General features: G+C 64.3%; 18 protein-coding genes and 1 pseudogene. 9 read left to right on the forward strand and 10 right to left on the reverse strand.

Annotated elements, in window-relative coordinates; all coding sequences use genetic code 11:
• Positions 1-2: 2 nt before the first annotated feature.
• The 6 genes from cuyB to DQ230_RS11765 form a co-directional block, all read right to left on the reverse strand.
• Entirely contained in the window at positions 3-704 is a 702-nt protein-coding gene (cuyB, locus tag DQ230_RS11740) for a cysteate racemase (protein WP_113912814.1), read from the reverse strand.
• Positions 701-1,894 (reverse strand): DegT/DnrJ/EryC1/StrS family aminotransferase, encoded by a 1,194-nt coding sequence (locus DQ230_RS11745; protein WP_238987506.1) that lies wholly within the window; start codon positions 1,892-1,894, stop codon positions 701-703. The genes cuyB and DQ230_RS11745 overlap by 4 nt, the downstream gene beginning before the upstream one ends.
• Positions 1,895-1,908: 14 nt before the next feature.
• Complete coding sequence (gene cuyA / locus DQ230_RS11750; RefSeq protein WP_113912816.1) at positions 1,909-2,922, reverse strand: D-cysteate sulfo-lyase; 1,014 nt, start codon at positions 2,920-2,922, stop codon at positions 1,909-1,911.
• Positions 2,831-3,916, reverse strand: coding sequence for a GlxA family transcriptional regulator (locus DQ230_RS11755; protein ID WP_113912817.1), 1,086 nt, complete (start codon positions 3,914-3,916; stop codon positions 2,831-2,833). The genes cuyA and DQ230_RS11755 overlap by 92 nt, the downstream gene beginning before the upstream one ends.
• A gap of 6 nt (positions 3,917-3,922) precedes the next feature.
• Positions 3,923-6,358 carry a GcvT family protein gene (locus DQ230_RS11760; protein ID WP_113912818.1) on the reverse strand — a complete coding sequence of 812 codons (2,436 nt, stop codon included), beginning with the start codon at positions 6,356-6,358 and terminating at the stop codon, positions 3,923-3,925.
• A 190-nt stretch (positions 6,359-6,548) separates the two neighbouring features.
• Positions 6,549-7,523 (reverse strand): LysR family transcriptional regulator, encoded by a 975-nt coding sequence (locus tag DQ230_RS11765; protein ID WP_113912819.1) that lies wholly within the window; start codon positions 7,521-7,523, stop codon positions 6,549-6,551.
• Between the two features lie 319 nt (positions 7,524-7,842).
• Here DQ230_RS11765 and DQ230_RS11770 point away from each other — a divergent pair, with 319 nt between their 5' ends.
• The 4 genes from DQ230_RS11770 (at position 7,843) to DQ230_RS11785 (ending at position 12,867) form a co-directional block, all read left to right on the forward strand.
• Positions 7,843-8,844, forward strand: a complete 1,002-nt coding sequence (locus tag DQ230_RS11770; protein WP_238987507.1) for a taurine ABC transporter substrate-binding protein — start codon at positions 7,843-7,845, stop codon at positions 8,842-8,844.
• 78 nt (positions 8,845-8,922) lie between these two features.
• Positions 8,923-9,732 (forward strand): taurine ABC transporter ATP-binding protein, encoded by an 810-nt coding sequence (locus tag DQ230_RS11775; protein ID WP_113912820.1) that lies wholly within the window; start codon positions 8,923-8,925, stop codon positions 9,730-9,732.
• Complete coding sequence (locus DQ230_RS11780) at positions 9,729-10,994, forward strand: ABC transporter permease (RefSeq protein ID WP_113912821.1); 1,266 nt, start codon at positions 9,729-9,731, stop codon at positions 10,992-10,994. Before DQ230_RS11775 ends, DQ230_RS11780 begins: the two co-directional genes overlap by 4 nt.
• A 460-nt stretch (positions 10,995-11,454) precedes the next feature.
• Positions 11,455-12,867, forward strand: coding sequence for a mechanosensitive ion channel family protein (locus tag DQ230_RS11785; protein ID WP_162497434.1), 1,413 nt, complete (start codon positions 11,455-11,457; stop codon positions 12,865-12,867).
• 45 nt (positions 12,868-12,912) lie between these two features.
• Here the strand turns inward: DQ230_RS11785 and DQ230_RS11790 are convergent, their stop codons facing one another.
• Positions 12,913-15,141, reverse strand: coding sequence for a heavy metal translocating P-type ATPase (locus DQ230_RS11790; protein ID WP_238987508.1), 2,229 nt, complete (start codon positions 15,139-15,141; stop codon positions 12,913-12,915).
• 177 nt (positions 15,142-15,318) lie between these two features.
• On the opposite strand from DQ230_RS11790, the gene DQ230_RS11795 reads away from it, so the two are divergent.
• Together DQ230_RS11795 and DQ230_RS11800 are read left to right on the forward strand one after the other, a co-directional pair.
• Positions 15,319-15,777, forward strand: a complete 459-nt coding sequence (locus DQ230_RS11795; protein ID WP_113912823.1) for a MerR family transcriptional regulator — start codon at positions 15,319-15,321, stop codon at positions 15,775-15,777.
• Positions 15,778-15,913: 136 nt separating this feature from the next.
• Positions 15,914-16,717 carry a lytic murein transglycosylase gene (locus DQ230_RS11800; RefSeq protein ID WP_113912824.1) on the forward strand — a complete coding sequence of 268 codons (804 nt, stop codon included), beginning with the start codon at positions 15,914-15,916 and terminating at the stop codon, positions 16,715-16,717.
• 89 nt (positions 16,718-16,806) lie between these two features.
• Here DQ230_RS11800 and DQ230_RS11805 read toward each other — a convergent pair whose 3' ends face one another.
• The 3 genes from DQ230_RS11805 to DQ230_RS11815 are packed head-to-tail and all read right to left on the reverse strand — an operon-like array spanning position 16,807 to position 20,101.
• Positions 16,807-17,859 carry a response regulator gene (locus tag DQ230_RS11805; RefSeq protein ID WP_113912825.1) on the reverse strand — a complete coding sequence of 351 codons (1,053 nt, stop codon included), beginning with the start codon at positions 17,857-17,859 and terminating at the stop codon, positions 16,807-16,809.
• A complete protein-coding gene (locus DQ230_RS11810) occupies positions 17,856-19,628 on the reverse strand; it encodes a sensor histidine kinase (protein WP_113912826.1) in 1,773 nt (590 codons plus the stop codon). Before DQ230_RS11810 ends, DQ230_RS11805 begins: the two co-directional genes overlap by 4 nt.
• Positions 19,625-20,101: a putative pterin-binding protein gene (locus DQ230_RS11815; RefSeq protein ID WP_113912827.1), complete on the reverse strand. Its 477-nt coding sequence runs from the start codon at positions 20,099-20,101 to the stop codon at positions 19,625-19,627. The genes DQ230_RS11810 and DQ230_RS11815 overlap by 4 nt, the downstream gene beginning before the upstream one ends.
• Before the next feature lie 179 nt (positions 20,102-20,280).
• Between DQ230_RS11815 and DQ230_RS11820 the strand changes: the two genes are divergently transcribed.
• The 3 genes and pseudogenes from DQ230_RS11820 to DQ230_RS17510 form a co-directional block, all read left to right on the forward strand.
• A complete protein-coding gene (locus tag DQ230_RS11820) occupies positions 20,281-20,649 on the forward strand; it encodes a hypothetical protein (protein ID WP_113912828.1) in 369 nt (122 codons plus the stop codon).
• Positions 20,650-20,707: 58 nt separating this feature from the next.
• Entirely contained in the window at positions 20,708-21,691 is a 984-nt protein-coding gene (locus tag DQ230_RS11825; protein WP_113912829.1) for a hypothetical protein, read from the forward strand.
• Between the two features lie 213 nt (positions 21,692-21,904).
• Positions 21,905-22,330, forward strand: a pseudogene (locus DQ230_RS17510) (vWA domain-containing protein); the annotation flags it as partial.
• Positions 22,331-22,910: the final 580 nt, after the last annotated feature.

Consider the following 22,910-nt stretch of genomic DNA (forward strand, 5'->3'; position numbering starts at 1 on the left):
CGTTACCTCGATGTCATCTGGGTGTGGTCACGGATCGCGCGCGCCAGCACATCGACCGTGTCGATGACCGGAACGGCGGCACGCAAATCGGGCGCGAGCAGCGAAAATTCGGAGCAGGCGACGAACATGACAGCTGCGCCTTTGGCCGCCAGTTCCTCTATTGTGTCTTGCAGGATCTGGCGGGCCTCCTGCGTGGGGCCATGCGCCTTGATGCTTCGGATCGCGTTCAGCATGCGGCCGGTGTCTTCGGGCCAAAGCGCGGTCATGCCCGCGCGGTGAAGGGCGGGATCGAAAACGCCGGTCCGCTGGACGGCAGGTGAGGCGAGCATGCCGATGCCGGCGCCCTCAGGCGCGGTTGTCGCCGCATCGGCCACCGACAGATCCACCATGTTCAGCAGCGGGATGGACACCGCCGCCGCGATCGCCGGCGCATAGTGATGCGCGGTGTTGCAGGGCATTGCCAGCGCGGTGGCGCCCGCCGCCTCCAGCCGCTGCGCCATCTGCGCGAGGGTGGGGGCAGGATCGGTGCCGGTGCCCTCGATCAGATGAGCGATGCGCGACGGCACCTGCGGGTTCATGTCAATCAGCAGCGGGATGTGATCCGCATCATCGCGCGCCGAAACCGTGGCCAGCAGGCGCTGCTGCAAAAGGATCGTCGCCTCAGGCCCCATACCGCCCAGCACCCCGACGAGATTGCGGCTCATGGCGCCACCTCATCCACCGCGTCGCGGATCAGGTCGGCGATCAGGGTGCAGTCGGCTTCGGAAAAGCTGAGCGGCAGGCGCATATCAAACAGCGTGGCAAGGATGCGGTCGGTCTGCGGCAGATCCTGCGTCGCCACGTAACGCCAGCTGGGATGCGCCGAGGTGAAGCCGACAGGCTCGGCCGCGCCGAACCACTTCAGCTCGACCCCGCGCGCCTTGGCCGCATCCATCAAGGCCCTGCATTGATCGGCGCTGAAACCCGGCAGCCGGAACTGGATGGACGAGCCAACGTGAAGCTCTTCTTTGGGAAGCGGGATTGTGGTGATGCGCGAATGCGTCTTCAGCCCTGCCTCGACGGCGCGATACCGCAGGTTCCAGCGCTCCACATTACCGTCCAGCTGCGCCAGTTGCGGGCGCAGGATCGCGGCGCGCAGCGCATCCATCCGGGCCGAACAATTCGGCATGTCATAGCGCGCGTCGACAAAGGCCTCGGGGGCAGGGCCGGCGCCATGACGCGCATACATCATGTAGCTGCCCGACAGGATCGTTGCCTGCGCCGCGATCGCGGCGTCATCCGTGGTCAGAAAGCCGCCCTCGCCGGAATTCATGTGTTTGTAGGTCTGCGTCGAAAAACAGGCCACCTTGCCGAAATTGCCCGAACGGGTCTTGTTCCAGCGCGCGCCCATCGTATGCGCGCAATCCTCGATCACGGTGACGCCCGCGCCGTCGCAAAGACGCATCAGCCGGTCCATGTCGCACAAATGGCCGCGCATATGCGACAAGAGCAGGACGCGCGCGCCCGAGCTTGCGATCCTGGCCTCCAGAGCGTCCAGATCCAGCCGCAAGGTTTCGTCGATCTCGACCAGCACCGCATTGCCGCCCACGGCGCTGATCGCGCCGGGCACCGGGGCGAGGGTGAAGGCGTTTGTCAGTACCCCATCGCCGGGGCGCACGCCGCAGGCGCGCAGCGCGATCTGCAATGCCTGGCCGCCCGACGTGACGGCAAGGCAGTACGCGCTGCCTTGCCAATCGCGATATTCCGCCTCCAGCTGCGCAACCTCGCCCGGCTCGCCGCTGACAAGGTTGTAGCGGTGCAGGCGCCCCGATTGCAGGACCGCCACCGCAGCGGCGATGGCGTCCGCGGGGAGTGGCTCCTGCTGGGTGAACGAGCCTGTAAATCTGCGCGCCACGGCGACCTCCATGATCAGAGCGTGACCCAGCGGTCACTGCTGTCGAAGGCAAAATCGTATCCGCCTAGCGCGGCCGCGCCGCCGGTATGCAGGAACACGACCCGTTCGCCCTTGAATTCGCCCTTGCGCGCCAGATCGATCAGGCCAGCCGCGCCCTTGGCCGAATAGCAGGGGTCCAGCAGGATACCCTCCAGCTCGGCAAACATGCGGATCGCCTCGATGCCGCTACCCGTTGGCAGCCCGTAGCCCTCGCCGACATAATCGGTGTTGGCCATGACATGCTCGCGCTGAACCACGCCGGGGCAGCCCAGCTTCTCGGCGGTCTTGCAGGCCAGGTCGTAAACCATCTGCTCCTGTTTGGGCTGCGGCGCGCGGGTGCCGATGCCCAGCACCGGGATCTGCGCATTCATCGCGCACATGCCTGCCACAAGGCCCGCCTGCGTGCCGGACGATCCGGTGGCATGCACGATACGGTCCACCTTCAGGCTTGCGTCGTTGAACTGGCCCAGCAACTCGAACGCGCAGTTGACATAGCCAAGCGCACCGGTTGCGTTCGATCCGCCGCCGGGGATGACGTAGACGTTATGCCCCTTGGCACGTTTCTTCTCGGCGGCGCGCTCCATCTCGCCGGGCATGTCGTGACCGGCGGGGAATTTCTGCGTCGTCGCGCCGTGCAGGTGATCCAGCAGCACGTTGCCGTTCGTGTTATAGTTGGCCTCGTCATAGCCGGTGCGATCCTCCAGCAGGAGATGGCAGGCAAGGCCCAGCTTGGCGGCGGCGGCGGCGGTCTGGCGGCCATGGTTGGTCTGGGTTGCACCTTGGGTCATCACCATGTCCGCGCCTTGCTCCAGCGCCTCGGCCATCAGGAACTCCAGCTTGCGGGTCTTGTTGCCGCCGGTGGACAGACCGGTGCAGTCATCGCGCTTGATCCACAGATCAACGCCCAGTTCGTCTGACAGGCGTTTCATCGGCTCCAGCGGCGTGGACAGATGGGCAAGGCGGGTGCGCGGAAAACGGGACAGGTGCATCTTGATATCCTTGTGTATTGGAGGTGGGGCCGAATGGAACGGCCTTGGCCGACAGTTGCGTGCGGCGTCGGGAGGGTGATACGCCGAACATGTTGGCGTAATGCTTGGAGAAGCCGGACGGACTGCCAAAACCGCAAGCCACCGAGATTTCGGTGATCTTCATGGCAGTCTGTTCGATTAGCGCCTTGGCGCGGCGCAGCCGCAGGGTGCGGTAAAAGGCCATGGGACTTTGCCCAAGGGCATTCCTGAACCTGCGTTCAAACTGGCGGACCGACAGCCCCGCCAGAGCGGCCAGATCGGTCGTTGACAGAGGGTCTTCCAGATTGCCCTCCATTGCGGCGATCGTCGTCTCCAGATTGACGAGGCGCAGCGCATTGACGTCGTTTTCACTGCGCGGCTGCCGCGCCGCGCCGTCGCGGATCCGGTCCATCAGCAGTATGTTGCCCACCGCCTGCGCCAGCCAGGATGATCGCGGGGCCACGATCTGGCCGAGGATGACATCGGCAGCCGACATCATGCCAGCGGCGGTGGTGATGCGGCCGCTGGTCGAAAACAGCGCCAGATCGCCGCCTTGGTGGCAAAGCGCGGTGGACCATAGCTGATGATCCTCCCAGTGGCTGGTCAGTTGCCCGCCTTCGGGGTTGAGCCGCTGCCACTCCGACGCCGCGTCAGACATCAGAATGATGTTCAGACCCATGCGTTCGCTCCACCGCAGCCGGGCGCGCAACTGCGCGAACCGGGCGGTGATGCCCGCGCCGCCCAGGACGATCAGATGGTCGGGCATGACCTCCTCACCCAGCGCAAGCGGCTGGGCGCGTATGAACATGCCGCCCATCCCTTCGATCAGGTCATTCCCTGCTGTGGTGCAAACCTGGGTGTCGAAACGGATGCCCTGACCCAGCCGGCCGGCGATGCGCAGGACGTCCTGCACCAGCGCCAGCTCGGTCGGCACGAACCCCTGTTCGACCAGAATTGTGATCTGAACCGTCGTCATGGCGCACTATGCCCGCATCAGGGCGTAGCCGGGATCGTAGGGCGAGGGCGCGATGACTTCGGCGCTCACCAGATCGCCGCAGAGGTCGATCTGCATGGTGCTGCCCTCCGCGCTCAAATCCGGCTCGATAAACGCATAGGCCAGGTTCATGCCCATCCGGTGCCCCCAATCGCCCGAGGTGACGGTGCCGACGACCTTGCCATCCCGCATGACCGACGCGCCGCCATGCGCGGGGGCGTGATCCGCGTCGACCTTCAGCGTCACCAGCTTCTTGCGCGGGCCGTCTTCTTGGCGCTTCAGCAGCGCGTCCTTGCCGACGAACTCGCTCTTTTCCAGCTTCACGAACCGGTCGAGCGATGTCTCGAACGGATCGAACTCGGTCAGAAGGTCGGCCTTCCAGTGCAGGAAACCCTTTTCCAACCGCATCGAGTCGACCGCGCGCGCGCCGAACAGCTTCAGCCCATGTGCCTCGCCCGCCTTGCGCAGCGCCAGGTAAGCGGCATAGAGCGACGCGTTCGGCACGTGGATTTCATAGGCCAATTCACCGGAGAAACTGACGCCCAGCACGGTGGCCGGTGCAAAGCCGATGAAACATTCGCGCACGCTGAGCCATGGGAACGCCGTCCTGGACCAGTCGCCGCGCGCGCAGGCCGACAGGACATCGCGCGCCTTGGGGCCGGCCAGCACCAGGATCGTCTGATCATTTGTCAGGCTGCGGATCGTGACATCCTCGCCCTCCGCCAGATGCGCCTGCAACCAGTCCATGTCATGGACCTCGCTGGCGGCAGCCGAGCCGTACCAGACACGCTCGGGTCCCCGGTCGCTGGCGGGCAGGTTGGCGATGGTTGCCTCGCCCTTGACCATGCCGTGATGGTTGAGCAGGTAGCCCAGCCCGACGCGGCCTGCGCGTTTCGTCACCGCGCCGCAGAACATGCGGTCAAGGAAACTGTGCCGGTCCGCGCCGGTAATCTCGAACCGGTTAAAGCCGTTGACCTCGCACAGTCCGACATTCTCCTGAACGTTCTTGATCTCGGCGGCGACAACGGAAGTTGCCTCGTCGAAATTGAAGCTGAGCGTGGGGTGAAAATCGGGGCCGGGCTTGATGTAATCGACGCGCTCCCAGCCGTTGACGACGGTGAATTCCGCACCTTCGGCGGCCATGATCGGGGTCAGCGGCGTTGTTTTGGCCGGACGGCCCGCCGGGCGATGCTCGTGCGGGAAGTGAAAGCGGAATTCGTTCTGGTAATCCTCTATCGCCTTTAGCGCCGTCAACTCGACATTGGTGTGACCGGTAAACCGGCGCGGGTCGATGACCCACGTATCATACTGCGCCTCGCCATGCACAATCTGCTGCGCCAGAAGCCAGCCATGCCCGCCGCCTTCGCCAAGGCCCGCGCGCAACCCGATGATGCAGAATGCGTTGCGCTTGCCGGGGATCGGGCCGACCAGCGGCGCGCCGTCGATCGTGTAGGTGATCGGGCCGTTGACCACGCGCTTGATGCCGACCTCGGTCAGCACGGGCATCCGCTCGAATGCGCCCTCCAGCACGTCCATCACGCGGTCCAGATCGTCCGGGCACAGATCGTTTGTAAAATCCGGACTGATGCCGTCCATGCCCCAGGTGCGGCAATCCTGCTCGTAGAAACCCACCAGCAGGCCGTTCTTTTCCTGCCGCGAATAGTAGTCCGAGATCGGGCAGCGCAGCAGCGGCATACGGTGGCCGGCCTCGGCGATGGCCGGGATGTCCTCGGTCACGAAATACTGGTGTTCCATCGAGGCGACGGGGTGATGCACGCCCATCATGGCGCCCACCTCGTTCACGCGGTAGCCGCAGGCGTTGACGACGATATCGGCGTCGATATTGCCCTTGTCGGTCTCGACCGTCCAGGTGTCGTCCGCCTTTTGGGTCAGGCCGGTCACGCTCGTTTGGCGGTAAACTTCCGCCCCTGCCTTGCGCGCATGAAAGGCCAGCGCCTGACACAGCTGCGCGGGGTCGATATCGCCGTCCTCGCCATCCCACAGGCCGCCCAGCAGGTTGTCGGTCGAGATCAAGGGATGGCGGCGCGCGCATTCCTCGGCATCGATCACCTCGTAGGTCACGCCCATGCCGCGCGCCATGGAGGCGAAGTGGCGATAGCCCTGCATCTGCGCTTCGGTATTGGCCAGGCGAATGCCGCCATCGCCGTGATGGTAGCCCACCGGATATTCCGGATCGTCGCGCAGCTTCTTGTAAAGCGCGATGGAGTGGCTTTTCAGGCCCACCATCGTCTGGTTGCCGCCAAAGTTGGTGACCTGCGCCGCGGAATGCCAGGTGGTGCCCGAGGTCAGCTCGTCGCGCTCGATCAGAACGACGTCGCTCCAGCCTTCCTGGGTCAGGTGATAGAGGGTCGAACAACCGGCAATGCCGCCGCCGATGACAACTACTTTGGTTCGGGATTTCATGAGGCGCCTCCGATGCATTTGCATGAACTAAGGAGGGCAACATCGCCGCACCGCAACGGTCAGCGCCGGGTTTATCAAAATATCGGAATAGATTTGTGATGTCGTGATATCAATATGGATTGGTTTGCGCGCCCCGGCGGACCTGCGCAGACCTCACGACCTGCCGAACAAACCGTCGCAGGCGCCCCTGTCAGGAGACAAGCCGGAAGCTGTCCGCCAGCCAAGGATTGCTTTTGTGCAGCGGCGTCAGGGCATGTTCAAGGATCAGGCTGCGCAGCTTGCTGTCGACCAGATCAACCAGCGAGCGCGAGCAATCCGGCGTGCTGACAATCGCAAGCGTGCGCGAAAACGGCTTGCCGGGGAAACGGTGCATGCGCAGCTTTGCGTGGAATCGCTTGGCCCGCGAGAAATGCAGCGGCGTGGTAATGGTCCATCCGGCGCCCGCGGCGACCATCGCCATCAGCGTCTGATGACTGCTGCATTCGAACCGGTGGGGCGCCGACACGCCGATGCGGCGCAGTTGCGATTCGATCTGCTGCGCGATCATCAGGTTGCTGGAAAAGCGCAGGAACGGCAGCTTTGTGCGGCCCTCCATGATCTCGGTCAGGGATCGGTCGTCAACGAGGGGAAGCACCAGAACAAAGGGATCGCGCAGCAGGGGGCGGTCCTCAAGGTCGCGTATGGATTCGCTTGGCGTGGTGGTGACGCCCAGATCCAGTTGCCGGTCGCGCAACATGCGGATGACCGCATGACTGGAATCGGTGTGATACAGAAAATCGCAGACCGGCATCCTGGCCGACAGGAATACAGCCAGGTCAGGCGTGATATCGCTGTCAAAATCCTCGATCGTGCCGATCCTGAGGTAACTGGCCTCGGAAATGCTGCCGGCCGAGGCTTCGGCCTTGGCGCGGCGGATGGAATGAAGCGCCTCTTCTATGTTGCGCAGAAACGCCATGCCCTTGGGCGTCAGGACCATGGGGCGCCGGGCGTGGTTGAACAGCTCCACGCCCAGGTGATCCTCCAGACTGCGCAGATGGTACGAGACGGTGCTGACCGTCAGCCCCGACTCTTCGGCCGCCGCCTGAAGCGATCCTTTCTGCGCGCAGATCTGAAACAACTCCAACCACTTGAGGTTCAGATCCTTGGATGTAGCGCGGCGAGACATCGCAAGGCCTCCCTTGGGTGGATGATGGCTTACTTCTAAAATAGCCAAGTATAACTTTCAAATTATTTCATCTACCGGATTTTCGTCGGTCGCGCCCGGAATTTCATGGAAGCCTTGAGCACGGCACGCTTCTGCTGATTGAATGACATCCGGCAGGCGCGCAATGAAGCAAACGACTGAGCCTTTCAGGCACGTTTCACCAGCTTCGGGAAGGTCCGCCGATCCCGAAGCTGCGCAAAACAGCAATCAAGGCGCCGGGCGGCGTACTGCCCCGGCGATGAAGCAAACTCAGCACCAGGATCAAACAAGGAGGATCACGATGAAAAACGGAACCAAACGGATGTCCATCTTGGCCAGCGCCATTGCCGGGCTTGCCGCGCAGGGCGCAGCCGCCCAGCAGCAGATCACGGTCGGTTATTTTCAGGAATGGCCGCTGCCCTTTCAATATGCCAAGGTCGAGGGCATGTATGACGACGCCCTGGGCGCCGAAGTGCAGTGGCGCGCCTTCGATACCGGCACCGCGATGAGCGCGGCAATGGCGTCGGGTGACGTGCAACTGTCGGTCAGCCAGGGCGTGCAGCCGTTCGTGGTGGCGACAAGCGCTGGCCAGGACTTGCAAATCGTGGACATTGCGATGACCTACGCCGAAAACGAAAATTGCGTGGTGCGCGAAGAGCTTGAGATCACCAAGGACAGCGCCGCGGAACTGGCGGGCAAGAAGGTCGCCGTGCCGATGGGCACCGCTGCGCATTTCAGCTTTATCAAGCAGATGGAGCATTTCGGCGTCGATGTCGGCTCCATGCAGGTGATCAACATGTCCCCGCCCGAAGGCGCCGCTGCGCTGTCGCAGGGGTCTGTTGATATGGCCTGCGGTTGGAGCGGAAGCTTTCGGCGGATGCTGGAGCATGGCAACACCCTGATGACCGCCTCGGAAAAAGAGGATATCGGCATCCTGATCTTTGACGTAACCGCCGGTCCCAGCACGTTCATTGCCGAAAACCCCGATGTTGTCGCCACATTTCTCAACGTGACGGCGGAGGCGAACAGGATGTGGAATGACGGCGCGAGCCGCGACAAGATGCTGCCCGTCATTGCCAAGGATGCGGGGATGGACACCGAATCTGCGGCGGCCTCGATGGAAACATTTCTGTTCCCCAGCATCGAAGAGCAGCTTGGCCCGAAATGGCTGGGCGGTGGCGCGCAGGAGTTCATGAAGGGGGTGGCGGACGTGTTCGTGGCCTCCGGCGGCATCGACACGGCCAAGGATGATTACTCGGACGCCGTCAATACCGGTCCGCTGACGCAAGCCGGAAACATGTGATCACCTAAACAACGCGGGTGCGCAAGAATGCGCACCCGTTTTCATGACATTGAAGCAATCAAGGGTGCGTGGTGCCTTATGTCGACACTTTCGATCAATAACCTGTCCATGCGGTTCGACCTGCCCGGCGGGGGGCATGTGCAGGCGCTCAAGAACGTTTCGCTGGAGCTGAGCAGCGGCGAATTGATGAGCGTTCTTGGCCCGTCAGGCTGTGGCAAATCTACGCTGCTGAATATCCTTGCCGGGTTTCTCGCGCCGACCGAAGGCAGCGTCACGCTGGATGGCCGCCCCGTGACCGGCCCCGGCGCCGAGCGCGGGATGGTTTTTCAGCAGGGCGCGCTGTTTGAATGGATGAGCGTGCGCGACAATGTCAGCTTCGGTCCGCGCATGGCGGGCCAGAAAAAGAAGGATTACATCGACAACGTCAACCACCTGCTGGACGTCGTGGGCCTCAAGGATTTCAAGGATAAATCCATTTACGAGCTGTCGGGCGGCATGCAGCAGCGCGTCGCGCTGGCGCGGTGCCTGGCGAACGAGCCGGACGTGATCCTGATGGACGAGCCGCTGGGCGCGCTGGACGCGCTGACCCGCGAGAAAATGCAGGGGCTGGTTCTGCGCCTGTGGAAAGAGACCGGCAAGACGATCATCCTGATCACCCATTCGGTCGAAGAGGCGCTGCTCTTGGGCGAGCGGCTGTTGGTGATGGCGCCGCGGCCGGGCCGCATCCACGAGGAATACCGCCTGCCATTCGCAGCCGAGGGCGTGGGCAAGGATCTGCGCGCCGTCAAGCGCGATCCGGACTTCGGCAAGAAACGCGAGGAAATTCTGTCTATGATCTGGGACATGGAAGAAGAGATCATGGGCCGCACCGAGGAGGCCACGGCATGATCGTTCTCATCATCTATATCGCCGCCTTCTGCGCGGCATTGATCGTCGTGCATCTGGTCACAAGCCGGATCAAGGTACGCAGCGACTTTACCTCGCTCAAGACAGTGACTTTTGGCGACGAAAGCGCGGTGCGGCCCAACAGGTGGGCCAGCATCCTGTCGGTGCTGACGCTGTTTTTGCTGTGGGGGGCGTTCACCGGCTCGGACTGGGTGCCTGTTCACGCGCCGGGGCCGTTTATCGGCGACACCCAATTCACCTACACGCTGGAGGCGCCGGACGGCGCGCGCGACCAGGCCACAGTCTATGCCCGCGTCTTTCCCGCCCGCGAGAAGGGCGCCCCGCAAGAGGTGGAACCCGGCACAGGCTTTGCCAAGAACGATTCCATCGCCGTTGCCGCCTGGCGTTCGGACCTGATCCTGATCGACAAGAATGACGAAATCACCCGCAAAGACGGCGCGAAGGTTGTCGAGATCGACGGCCAGCCAGTATCGCCCGGCAGCCGGGTCGAGGTTGCTCACGGCAGCGTGGCGGTCACGTCCAAGGGCTCGCTGAATTTCGTGCCCTATGCCGGCATGCAGATGGAGCCGATCTGGCTTCCTGCGCCCGAGGCCGTGGTCGCCCGGATCAAGGAAATCTCGACCCAAGGCTATCAGAATTTCACCTTGTGGGAGCATCTGTACTGGTCGCTGTTGCGCGTGATCGTCGGCTTTTTGTGCGGTGCGATTATCGGTATCCCGCTGGGCTATGCCATGGGCCTCAGCGGCTGGTTCCGTGGCTGGTTCGATCCGATCGTGGAATTCATGCGCCCGGTGCCCCCTCTGGCGCTGATCCCGCTGGTCATCATCTGGGCGGGGATCGGCGAGTCCGGCAAGATCATCCTGCTGTTTCTGGCGGCCCTTTGGATCATGGCAATCTCGGCGCGGGCGGGCGTGTCCGGCGTGGCGATCGCCAAGGTGCATGCGGCCTATTCGCTGGGCGCAAGCCGATGGCAGGTTTTGCGGCAGGTGATCGTGCCGAATTCCATGCCCGAGATATTCACCGGCGCGCGGGTCGCCATGGGGGTCTGCTGGGGGACGGTGGTCGCCGCCGAACTGGTCGCCGCCGAAAAGGGTGCCGGCATGATGATCATGGTCGCCAGCCGGTTCCAACTGACCGACATCGTTCTCATGGGGATCATCATGATCGGCGTGATCGGCTTCAGCATCGACATCCTGATGCGCAAGGCCGAAGATTGGCTGGTGCCATGGAAGGGCCGGACCTGAGGCGCCGGCGCGCCTCAGGGCGTCAGGGATGGCGGTGCACGGTCTCCGCCTTGGATCACCGGGCGGACTGATGCCGAAGTCAAAATTTCGATGGAGGACCGGGGGGCGATACCGCGACACCATCTTTATCGGGCCGCCACGGCGATCGGGCGTCCACGCCAGGCGCATCATCGACAACCTGACCGGGTTCAAAGCGTTTCAGTGGCCCTGCACTGCGCTTGAGAAACGAACGCCGGGCCACGTCGGCTCTGCCCCGAGGCGGATGATGCAAGCGGCATGAAATCTGCCCGGATGCAGCTTGGCAGAGCCGTGCGCCTGCACAGATAGTCAGGTCGGCTTTAGTGGGGCAGGCGATTCTGATGTCGCGTCTTTACGCTTTCTTTGCAAAATTATCGGATGCTCTCTTCGGCACAGTTGTGGCATGCTGGCAATTCAATGCTCGGGGAAAGTGACACAGCCGATGAAAACCGATCCTGAAACCGGCAAGGGTTTTATTTTTGGCGTCTGCCTTCTGGCGCTGCTTGCTACCTTGGTCTGGTCCGGTGCGCCCGCGCAGGCGCAATCGGCGCCGACGTTGCTCACCCCGCCGGCCAGCGATGTTCAGAACCCGGTATCTGTTGCGCCGGATGTGCGCGATTCGCAGATTGCCGACCGGTTGCGCCGGATCATGCAGGCCAGTGAATGGTTCGATCCGCTTGGCGTATCGGTGCGTGAGGGCATCGTGTTTCTGGATGGCCAGACCGAAACCGACGAGCGGCAGGAATGGGCGCGCCAGCTGGCGCTGCGCACGGAAAACGTGGTCGCGGTCGTCAACCGGATCGAGGTGAAGCCGACGATCAGCTGGGATCTGACGCCGACCTGGCGCGAGATTGAAAAGCTGGCGGACCGGGTGCAGTGGCTGGCGCCTATTCTGGTGGTCGCCGTGATCGTCCTGCTGATCGCCTGGGCGCTTTCGCGGGGCGTGTCGGCGCTGGCGCGGCGGTGGCTGCGGGGGCGGATCGTGTCGCCGCTTTTGCTTAATCTGGTGGCGCGTGCGCTGGCCATTCCGGTGATCCTGATCGGCATCTACATCGTTCTACAGGTCGCGGGGCTGACCCGGCTGGCGCTGACGGTCCTGGGCGGCACCGGGCTGATCGGCATTGTGCTGGGCCTTGCCTTCCGCGAGATTGCCGAGAATTCGCTGGCCAGCATCCTGCTGAGCGTGCGCAATCCGTTTCGCGCGGGCGACTGGATTGAGGTGGGCGATTTTCAGGGCATCGTTCAGAACCTGAACATGCGCACCACGGTTCTGCTGACGCTGGACGGCAACCATGTGCAGATCCCCAATGCGCTGGTGTTCAAAAGCGTGATCAAGAATTTCTCGACCAATCCCAACCGGCGAACGGAATTCGGTGTCGGGATCGGCTATGACGATTCGGTGCTGGAGGCGCAGAATGTCATTATCCGGGCGCTGCGCGCGCATCCGGCGGTTCTGGACGACCCTGAACCGAATGTTCTGGTGGACGAGCTGGGCGCGTCAACGGTGAATCTGCGGGTGCAATTCTGGTTTGACGGCAGATCCTATTCGATCTTCAAGATCCGCTCGGCATTGATGCGGCAGGTCAAGCGGGCGCTTCAGGATGGCGGCATTTCCATGCCCGACGAGGCGCGCGAGATCATCTTTCCCGATGGCGTCCCGATCCGCCGCCTGCCGCAGGCGGGTTCAGCCCCGCCGGCCACGCCCGAGCGCCGCGCAGACAGCGGGGAGGAGGCTATGGTCACAGTGGGCGAGGGGGATCTGCTGTCCGAAAAGGACGATCTGGAGCGGCAGGCCGGCGCCGCCGACCTGCCCGAAGCAGCCGAGAACCTTTTGACCCCGGAACCGCCGCGCTAACATGTTTCGCCTTTGACCCGCGACATCGGATAAAGACGAAACGCTTCAGGCGGGCAGGGGCCGCGCGGCGGTTTTGGCCTTGCGGCCCTGTCTGGCCTTGCCGGGGGTGAAGCCTAGCAGGCGCAGCGCATTCAGCGTGACCAGCACGGTCGCGCCGGTGTCCGCCAGAATGGCGATCCAAAGGCCGGTGACGCCAAGGACGGTGGTAATCAGGAAAACCCCCTTCAGCCCCAGCGCGATGGCGACGTTCTGATGGATGTTGCCCATCGCGGCGCGCGACAGGCGCAGCAGGGCGGGCACGTCCGATACCCGGTTGCGCAAGAGCGCGCCGTCGGCCGTCTCCAGCGCGACATCGGTGCCGGACCCCATGGCGATGCCCACATGCGCCGCCGCCAGCGCCGGCGCGTCATTGATGCCGTCGCCGACCATCATCACCTGCGCGCCGCCCGTCAGATCCTTGAGCGCGGTCACCTTGTCCTCGGGCAGCAGTCCGGCCTGATGATCCAGCCCGATCTGGCCTGCGATGGCGGCGCCGGTGCGGGCGTTGTCGCCGGTCAGCATGACGGCGCGCACCCCCATCTGCGACAGTTGCGCGACCGCTGACGCCGCATCCTCGCGCGGCTCGTCCCGCAAGGCCATGAGACCCAGCAACTGGCCGGGGCCAAAGACGGCGACCACGGTTTTGCCCTCGGCCTCCAGCGCCGCGATCTGCGCGCGGCCCTCGCCGGACATCACGCCGGCCTCCTCGGCGAGGCGCGGTGCGCCCACGCTCCAGCGTGTGCCGTCCACGGTGGCAAAGGCGCCCTTGCCGGGGATCGCGCCGGCGCCGGTGGCGGCGGGGATGTCGATGCCGTCTGCTTCGGCCCGGTCCAGAATGGCCCGGCCCATGGGGTGGCTGGCGCCCATTTCCACGGCAGCCGCGATGCGCAGCACCTCGCCCGCACTGCCTGACAAAGGCAGGATGCGGGTGATCCGCGGGCGGCCTTCGGTCAGGGTGCCGGTCTTGTCAAACGCGACAAGGCTGGTGCGCGCTGCCGCCTCGATCACCGCGCCGCCTTTCAGCAGCAGACCGTGCCGCGCGCCGGTGGACAGCGCCGACGCGATGGATGCGGGCACCGAGATGACCAGCGCACAGGGACAGCCGATCAAGAGCAGGGCAAGGCCGCGATAAATCCATGTGTCCCACGGCGCGCCGGTGACCAGCGGCGGCGCAACAGCCACCAGAATGGCCACGCCGACCACGGCGGGCATGTACCAGCGGCTGAACCGTTCGATGAACCGCTCGGTCGGGGCGCGGGCGCTTTCGGCCTCCTCGACCAGGCGGACGATGCGGGCGATGGTGTTATCCTCGGCGGCGCGCGTGACGCGGATGCGCAGCTCGGCCTCGGCGTTGATCGACCCGGCAAAGACCTGCGCGCCCGGCTCTTTAAGGGCGGGGACGCTTTCGCCGGTGACCGGGCTTTCGTCAACGCCCGATGTGCCGGTCAGAACCTCGCCATCCGCCGGGATGCGGTCGCCGGGGCGGACCTGCACGGTCTGGCCGATGGCCAGATCCGCCGCCGGAATGTCGCGGATGCGCGCCCCGTCAACCAATCGCGCCGATTTCGGCACCAGATCCGACAGCGCGCGGATGCCGTCGCGCGCCTTGCCGGCGGCCAGCCCCTCCAGCATTTCGCCCACGGCAAACAGGAACACGACCAGCGCCGCTTCGCCTGCCGCGCCGATGAACAGCGCGCCGATGGCGGCGATGGTCATCAGCATTTCGATGGTAAATGGCATGCCCGCCCGCGCCATGCGCACCGCCTTGCGCGCGATGGGGGCGACGCCCAGCAGGGTGGCGGTGATGAACGCCCAATGGGCCACTTGCCCGCCTATCGCCAGCTGAGTGATCCACGCCAGCGCCAGCAGCGCGCCGGTGCCGATCAGCAGCCGGCCCTTGGCGGTGCTATACCAGCCCTGACGCGGCGCCGGGGCGGGCGCGGCAGGCTCGGCCGGGCTGTCGCTGCCGGGCAGGACGAACGCGCCGGGCGCACGCTCGGGCGCGCTGCCCTTGGGGGCGATGCCAAAGCCAAGGCCGCGCACCGCCCTCTCAACTTGCACGGGCGAGGTTTGCGCCGGGTCCAGCCGCAGGCGCATCCGCTGCGCCATCAGGGCCACATCCACATCCTCGACCCCCGGCATGCGCGTGACGGCGCCGCGCACCTTGGCGACGCAGGCGCCGCAATCCATGCCGGTGACGGTCCACTCCATCGGGTTGGCTAAGTCATTGTTCATGTCGTCTGTCCATCATTGCCCGGTCTCATCGGATGCCAAGATAGGAGCTACAGCGGCTAGAGGTTCAAGAGCTATCTCAAAAATCTTTTGCGCCCTCTCAAATAGACTGGCAGGCGCGGGCGGGTTGCACTGTTACCCTTCAAACCCTACAGTAGATGTAGCTATCTGGGGGCAACCATGCTGACAATAGGAACGCTGGCCAAACGCACCGGGACCAAGGTGCAAACGGTGCGCTATTACGAACAGATCGGCCTGATGCCCACCCCCCAGCGCAGCGAGGGCGGCCAGCGCCGCTATACCTTGGATGATCTGGACCGGCTGGCCTTTATCCGGCACGCGCGGGACCTGGGCTTTGCGCTGGACGCGATCCGCGAATTGCTGGATTTGTCCGACACACCCGACCATTGCTGCGCCCATGTGGACCAGATCGCGCATAAACAGCTGAAGGCGGTCGAGGCGCGGATTGTCCGGCTGGAGGCGCTGCGCCGCGAATTGATGCGCATGATCGGCGAATGTTCGGGCGGCATCGTCGCCGATTGCCGCGTTCTGGAGGTGCTGCGCGATCATGGCGAATGTCTGGCCGATCACGGCAAGGCAGGGCAGCAAGCGGCAGAGCCGAAACAGGCACTGAGCTGAGCAAGCAGGGCGCAAGCGGCGCCGCTCATCGCGGGGCAATTCGGCAAAGGGCTTGATTGCGGGGCAAATCCCCGACAGCATATGATCAAGCGTGGTCCGGACTGCGGGCCGCCGGTTACAGAAATGGGGGAATTTCATGCGTTTGTTTACAGGTCTTTGCGCGGCGGCACTTTCGGCCCTTGCGCTTGCCGCGCCGGTTGCGGCAGCGCAGTGCGGCAATAATTCTGCCGGGTTCAACGCGTGGAAAGCCGCCTTTGCGCAGGAGGCGGCGAATGCGGGCGTTGGCCAGCGCGGGCAGGCGGCGCTGGCGCAGGCGCAATACGCCACCGGCACCATCGCGGCGGACCGCAATCAGAAGTCGTTTAAATATTCGCTGGATAAATTCATGCAGATCCGCGGGGCGGATACGATCATTGCGCAGGGCCGCAAGCGCAAGGCGCGCGACGCGGCCTTTTACGCATCGCTTGAGGCGCGCTATGGCGTGCCGGCCGGGGTGATCATCGCGATCCACGGAATGGAGACGGGCTTTGGCGGGTTCATGGGCGACAGTTCGGTCGTGTCGGCGATCACGACGCTGGCCTATGATTGCCGCCGCTCGGATTTCTTTGTCCCGCACGCGATCGGCGCGCTGAAGCTGGTCGATATGGGCGCGATCACCGGGGCGACCAAGGGCGCGAAACATGGCGAGTTGGGTCATACCCAGTTTCTGCCGGGCAATGCCCTGCGCTATGGGGTGGACGCCAATGGTGACGGGCGGGTGGATTTCTACAATCAGGCCGATGCGCTGGCCTCGACCGCGAATTTCCTGCGCCAAAAAGGGTGGCAGCCCGGTGCCGGGTATGGCGAGGGCCAGACCAACTTTGCCGTGATCAAGCAATGGAATGCCGCCGGCGTCTATCAAAAGGCCATTGCCATCATGGCGGCGCGGATAGACGGGTAGGCGCGGCGGATGCGCGGAGTGCCGCGATAACCGGGCGCACGTCGCTTGGTTTATGTCCGGGCCTCAAAAAGGTGCCGGGCGCCGCGCCTCTAGTCGGCCTGCACCATCATCGGGCCGGCGAGGATCAGCGCGATCAGGTCGGCCTGCCTGTGGGTTCCGGTTTTCTGAAACAGGTTGCGCATGTGGAATGATATGGTGGTCTGGGACACGCCCAGCTCGGCGGCGACATCTGCCGCGCGGGTGCTGCGGGCCAGTGCGCCGGCAACGCGCGCTTCGGTCGGGGTCAGGCCGAACAGATCCATCAGCACCGTTTCGCACACCTGTCTGCGCTCGAACGGAGCCGACAGGAACAGCGCCAAATGCGGGCGGGCCGGCGGCGTGTCCAGATCCGGGGCGAGCGAGCAGACAAGCCCCTGAACGGATCCGGCCTCTTGCGGCAGGTGCAACATCACGCCGGCGGTCTTGTCCCCGCCGGCCTTTGCGGTTTTCAACGTGCCGGAGAGGGCGATTTGCAATTCACGGTCCGACAGCGGATCGGGCCATCTGAGGGTGGCCTGCCCCGCGTGACGGAGATCTGTGTCTACCCCCATCTGCCGGGCGGCGCGATTGATATGAAGAACCTTGCCGTGCCCGTCCAGCAACACAATCCCCAGCGCAATCAGGTCCAGCGCCGCCTCGGCGCCGCCGCTGGACAGGCCGGACAGCGATCTGCGCATGGTGGCCAGCTCGCGGTCATATCGGCTGCGGATGCGGCCCACCTGCCGAAGCCGTGCGGCGATGGTGGCCAGCATCAGATCATAATCAATCGGCTTGACCAGATAATCGTCGGCTCCCTGCAGTTTGCCCTGCACCACCTCGTATGGCTCCGACAGGGCCGTCAGAAATACGAACGGCACGGTCGACAGGTCGGGGCGCTGGTCGCGGATGGCGCGCAGCACGCCGTAGCCGTCCAGCCCCGGCATGGTGATGTCGCACAGCACCAGATCGGGCGCCGCCCCGTCCAGCAGCGCCAGCGCGTCGCGCCCATCCTGCGCGGCGAGGGTGCGATACCCCGCGTCCTGCAATTCTTCGATGATATCGCCGCGCAGGTCTTTTTCGTCCTCGACGACCAGGATCAGGGCAGGGGCGGTATCGGGTGTCATCGGGCAACCTCCTGAAACCGGGGAAGGGTCATGCGGAACGTGATGCGGTCCCGGCCGGTCTGCATGGTCACATCGCCGCCCTGCATGCGGGCAAGGGTGCGCGCCATGAACAGGCCAATCCCGGTGCCGGGCAATCCGACGCTGTTGGCGCCGCGATAGTTGCGCTCGAACAGCTGATCGGCGTCCCCGGCAGGCAGGTAGGCGCCTCGGTTGGCGACATCGCAATACAGCCACTTGTCGCTGCCGTGCAGGGCCACCGATATGGGCGTATCGGGGGGCGCGTATTTATGGGCGTTGGACAGCAGATTATCCAGCACCTGTTCGGCATGGGCCGGATCGCAATAGGCAAAAACCGCGCCGGCCCGGATGCCGTCGGCGGTGATCACCCGGTCCGGTGCGGCATCGCGCTGGCGGTTGCAGGCGGTTTCGATCAGGCCGCCCAGATCGCATTTGACGCGCCGGGCGCCGATTTGCCCGGCATCCAGCCGCGCGGCGTCCAGCGTGCTGTCGACCAGCCGGGTCAGCCCGGCGATGGCGTTGCGCGCGCGGCCGGCCCGGTCCGCCACCTCGCCGGGGTCTGCGCGCGGTCCGCGCCGGATCAGCCGTTGCAGCGCCGAATCCGCAACCGCCAGCGGCGTGCGGAACTGGTGCGATACCATCGCGGCAAAGTTACGGTACAGGTCGGCGGCAGAGCGTTCGCGCCGCAGCGCGCTGTCCAGATCGCGGGTGCGCTCGGCGACCAGATCCTCCAGCCGGTCGCGGTCATCCGTGATTTGTTGCTGCGCGGCGTGGCGGTCGGATGCATCGTGCATGAACAGGATGGCCCCGACGATGGCGCCATCATTGCGCATCGGATAAAACCGCAGATCCACATATAGCGGGCTGTCGCGGCCGCGCGCAAACAGCGGCTGCAACGACAGGTGCGCGGGATCCCCGCCAAGCGCCGAGCCAAGGCCCTGCCGCACCTGCGCCGTGTCAAAAAAGCCGGCCACGTCTTTCAGCGCGCGGCCGATAACCTGCTCGGCGGATTTGCCCATCATCGCGGCCATTGCACCATTCCACAGCGTACATTCCGCATCGCCGTTCACCGCCAGGATACCCTCCCCGCTGGAGGAGATCAGAAGGCCGGAAAAATCGCGTTCCCGCCACAGCATCCGGTTGCGCTGGCGTGACTGGCGCAGGGCCAGAACCAGCATGACGGCGATGATGCCGCCCGCAACCATGATGCCCAGCAGAAACGCGATGATCTGTTGCAGCTGCGCGCGATACATTTCCAGCCGGCCGCCCAGATCGTCCCATTCCGCGATCATCGCGGCGTTGGCCGCGCGCCCGAAGAACCGCGCGAAAGGGGCCAGCGCCTGGCGCAGCTGCGCGCCATCACCGGCCCCGTTCCGCGCGACAAGCGGCGCGATGCCGACCAGCGCGCGGCTTAGCCGGTCGACATCGGCGCCCATGCCGATCCGTTCGATGAACCGCCGCTGCGGCCCGTCATTCAAAAGCGCGATCCGGCTGGCCAGAAGATCGAACCGCAAGGCAAGCTCGTCCTGCCCCGCCTCCCCAAGGTCGGCGAGCGCCGCGGTCTGGGTCAGGCGCAGGGCGGCAACTTCGGTCTGGTGCAGCACCCAAAGCATGTTCTGCTCGGCCTCGACGCGCATGACATTCTCGATCTCGAACATGCGGATCAGTGAGATGGTCAGCAAAACGGCAAACACCAGAACCGCGGCGACCGGCAGGATCAGACCGATGACAGAATTGCCGATCCGCGTCATTTCACGTCAAGCTGATACAGCTGCCAGACCCAGCGATAATCATACCGGATATCCTGCAACACGCGGTGATCGTCGCGCGGATACACAATCCAGAGCGGGCCTTTGCCGCGCCGGGTCAGCGGCACGCCGTCCATGCTATAGGCCACGATCACGTCGAAATCGTGAAATTCCGACATCGGAATATCAACCGCATAGTCATTCAGCGCCACGGCTGTCACCGTGTCGCCGGTGGCGCCCAGATCGGCCAGCAGGTCGCGCATCAAAACCCCGGTAAACTGGCGCGGGCCGTCCGTCACAACCGTGGAGGTGACCAGCGATACGGCCGGCAGCGCCTCGATCGTGGCGCGGTCCAGCGTGGCGGTGCCGCCGGTGATCTGCCCGGTGACCTGCAAGATGGTCCCCTCGGGCGCCGCCAGGGCGCCTGCGCCTGCCATCGTCACCGCGACGGCGATAATCCCTGCGGCTTTCATCATGTTCCATGCCTCCCGTTCAGGCGCAGTTCACCAGCCTGCCGACCATTCTGCAAACATAATATTTAACAAATGAATGCGCTTTCCCCGTTCAAACGGACGGGGCGGCGGGGGCTACGCCTGTGCCATCATGTACCCCAGCGCCTGCAAGTCGTCAGGCGCCGGAAGCTGCCGGAGCCGTTATGCCGATCTACCCGAAGTCATTCCCGGTCCTGCTGATCGTCGGAATTGTCCTGCTGTCCAGCTGCGGAACCCCGGAATACCGCACCGAGAAGACCCATTGCGAGGCAGAGTGGCTGATGAAGATCCCGCCCGTCTACCGCCAGGAGGTGGTGACGAAATACAGAAGCCAGGAGCGCCCGACAGGCCGGACAACCTGCACCACGACCGGAACGGTGACGCAGTGCGATCAGGTGATGGAGACAATTTCGGTCCCATATACCGCGGTCGAGACGGTCGATATCCGCAAACGGCAGCGCACGCCGCAGATCGCCTCCTGCGCCGCGCGGGCCTGCACGGCAAAATACGGTAACAGCGCCTGCGAGAGATGATGCCCCGCAGCGCTCAGGAATTTTCAATGAGCCAAGACTTTTCAAGCCGGAGATTTTCATGTGGGATTTTAGCATAGGCGGTGCGCTGGGGATGATGGTGCGAACGTTGCCATTCATTCTTATGCGCATCGCCGTTTATTTCGGGATAACGCTTGGGTACATTCTGGTGACCGGGGTCGGCGCCGGGGTGGGCTACGGCATCGGCGGCTTTGGTGATGAGGGGTTTCGCGCTGGCACCACCATGTGGGGCGGCGTTGCAGGTTTCGCCATTTTCGGCGCCATCATGTACTGGGCGCGCGAATATATCCTCTATCTGGTCAAGGCGGGGCATATCGCGGTCTTGATCGACCTGATCGACGGCAATCCGATGCCCGAGGGCCGCAGCCAGATCAGCCATGCGACTGCCGTGGTCAAACAGCGGTTTCCACAGGCAAGCGTTCTGTTCGGCGTTGACCAGCTGATCAAGGGCGTGGTGCGGGCCGTTTCGGGGCTGGTGCGCGGTGTTCTGACCATTCTGCCCATCCCCGGCGCGCAGCAACTGGGCGGGATCATATCCGCCTTTTTGCGCGTTGCGGTGGGGTTTGTGGATGAGGTGATCCTTGCCTATGCGATCCGCACCAATGCGACCAACGCATGGGGATCGGCGCAGACGGCGCTGGTGCTGTATGCGCAGAATTACAAGCCTATGCTGAAGAACGCCGCGTGGCTGGCGATCATCGTCTACGGGCTAAGCGTTCTGGTGTTCATCGTCATGCTCGCCCCTGCTGCGTTGGTTGTCTACCTGATGCCGGGCGCGTGGGCGGCGGGCGGTGTGGTCTTTGCGCTGCTCTTTGCGTGGAGCGTCAAGGCCGCCCTGCTGGAGCCGTTTGCGATTGCCTGCATGATGCAGGTCTATTTCAAAACCATCGAGGGCCAGCAGCCCAACCCCGAATGGGAGGCCAAGCTGGAGCAGATGTCAGGAAAATTCCGCAAACTGAAGGAACGCGCGTTCGCAGACAGCGCCGACGCGCCCGCAGGCGCGGCGCGCGCGCAGCCTGTATGACGGCACGATTTGCACGAACAGTCGCAATGACAAACGGTTGCCTTGCCGGACGGCATTGATACGCTCAGGCAGGAGGGGCAGCGCATGAAAGGAAGACCCATGAGAACGATCGCACCAAAACTGGCGGCAATGATGATCGCAGGCGGCATCGCCTGCGCGGGTCCGGCAAATGCCGCCGAGGATGTTGTGATCGTCTATGATGCCTCCGGCTCCATGTGGGGGCAGATCGACGGCACCAGCAAGATTGAAATCGCGCGGGACGTGCTGGCCGATCTGGTGGGAAACTGGGCCGCAGGCAGCAATCTGGGCCTTGTAGCTTACGGTCATCGCACGCAGGGCGATTGCACCGATATCGAAACGCTGATCACGCCCGGCCCGCTGGATGAAACAGCGTTTACCAAAACCGTCAACAGCATCAAACCGGTCGGCAAAACGCCGATCTCTGCTGCCGTTCAGCATGCCGCGGATCTGCTGGCGTATCGCGACAATCCGGCGACGGTCGTACTGATTTCGGACGGGGTTGAAACCTGCAATGCCGATCCTTGCGCGCTGTCCGCGCAGCTGGCCAGGCAGGGCGTCAAGTTCACCACTCATGTCGTTGGGTTCGACCTTGAGGACGCGGCCCATGCCAGCCTGTCCTGCATCGCGGAAAACACGGGCGGCGTATTTGTGCCCGCCAGCAACGCCGCCGAACTGCAAGGCGCACTGGCCCAAGTGCAAAGCGCCATTGCTCAGGCGCCCGCCGCCCCGGAGCCTGAGCCAGAGCCGGAATTGCCCACGGCAACAGTGTCCGGCCCCGCCACCGTGACCACCGGCGCGGCGTTTGACCTCAGCTGGTCGGGCAACGTCCACGCCCGTGATTATGTCACCATCGTCCCGATGGGCGCAGACGAGGGCACGCATGGCGATTATATCCGTGTCGGGGACAAGACCGAAGGCCGCCTGACCGCCCCCGCCGAGGTCGGCCTGTACGAGCTGCGCTATGTGCTGAACGAGGGCAAGCGCACGCTGGCGACCGCGCAGGTTGAGGTGGTCGCAGCCGAGGTCGGCATTTCCGGCCCCGCCACCGTGACCACCGGCGCGGCGTTTGAGCTCAGCTGGTCGGGCAACGTCCACGCCCGTGATTATGTCACCATCGTCCCGATGGGCGCAGACGAGGGCACGCATGGCGATTATATCCGTGTCGGGGACAAGACCGAGGGCCGCCTGACCGCCCCCG

It is taken from the genome of Roseovarius dicentrarchi (genome assembly GCF_003316635.1).
In the GTDB taxonomy this organism is placed as follows: Bacteria; Pseudomonadota; Alphaproteobacteria; order Rhodobacterales; family Rhodobacteraceae; genus Roseovarius; species Roseovarius dicentrarchi.

Excerpts from the sequence above, each read along its gene's own strand:
- cuyB (WP_113912814.1), bottom strand. The coding sequence starts at position 704 with ATGAGCCGCAATCTCGTCGGGGTGCTGGGCGGTATGGGGCCTGAGGCG.
- cuyA (WP_113912816.1), bottom strand. The coding sequence starts at position 2,922 with ATGCACCTGTCCCGTTTTCCGCGCACCCGCCTTGCCCATCTGTCCACG.
- DQ230_RS11755 (WP_113912817.1), bottom strand. The coding sequence starts at position 3,916 with ATGACGACGGTTCAGATCACAATTCTGGTCGAACAGGGGTTCGTGCCG.
- DQ230_RS11760 (WP_113912818.1), bottom strand. The coding sequence starts at position 6,358 with ATGAAATCCCGAACCAAAGTAGTTGTCATCGGCGGCGGCATTGCCGGT.
- DQ230_RS11765 (WP_113912819.1), bottom strand. The coding sequence starts at position 7,523 with ATGTCTCGCCGCGCTACATCCAAGGATCTGAACCTCAAGTGGTTGGAG.
- DQ230_RS11770 (WP_238987507.1), top strand. The coding sequence starts at position 7,843 with ATGAAAAACGGAACCAAACGGATGTCCATCTTGGCCAGCGCCATTGCC.
- DQ230_RS11775 (WP_113912820.1), top strand. The coding sequence starts at position 8,923 with ATGTCGACACTTTCGATCAATAACCTGTCCATGCGGTTCGACCTGCCC.
- DQ230_RS11780 (WP_113912821.1), top strand. The coding sequence starts at position 9,729 with ATGATCGTTCTCATCATCTATATCGCCGCCTTCTGCGCGGCATTGATC.
- DQ230_RS11785 (WP_162497434.1), top strand. The coding sequence starts at position 11,455 with ATGAAAACCGATCCTGAAACCGGCAAGGGTTTTATTTTTGGCGTCTGC.
- DQ230_RS11790 (WP_238987508.1), bottom strand. The coding sequence starts at position 15,141 with ATGAACAATGACTTAGCCAACCCGATGGAGTGGACCGTCACCGGCATG.
- DQ230_RS11795 (WP_113912823.1), top strand. The coding sequence starts at position 15,319 with ATGCTGACAATAGGAACGCTGGCCAAACGCACCGGGACCAAGGTGCAA.
- DQ230_RS11800 (WP_113912824.1), top strand. The coding sequence starts at position 15,914 with ATGCGTTTGTTTACAGGTCTTTGCGCGGCGGCACTTTCGGCCCTTGCG.
- DQ230_RS11805 (WP_113912825.1), bottom strand. The coding sequence starts at position 17,859 with ATGACACCCGATACCGCCCCTGCCCTGATCCTGGTCGTCGAGGACGAA.
- DQ230_RS11810 (WP_113912826.1), bottom strand. The coding sequence starts at position 19,628 with ATGACGCGGATCGGCAATTCTGTCATCGGTCTGATCCTGCCGGTCGCC.
- DQ230_RS11815 (WP_113912827.1), bottom strand. The coding sequence starts at position 20,101 with ATGATGAAAGCCGCAGGGATTATCGCCGTCGCGGTGACGATGGCAGGC.
- DQ230_RS11820 (WP_113912828.1), top strand. The coding sequence starts at position 20,281 with ATGCCGATCTACCCGAAGTCATTCCCGGTCCTGCTGATCGTCGGAATT.
- DQ230_RS11825 (WP_113912829.1), top strand. The coding sequence starts at position 20,708 with ATGTGGGATTTTAGCATAGGCGGTGCGCTGGGGATGATGGTGCGAACG.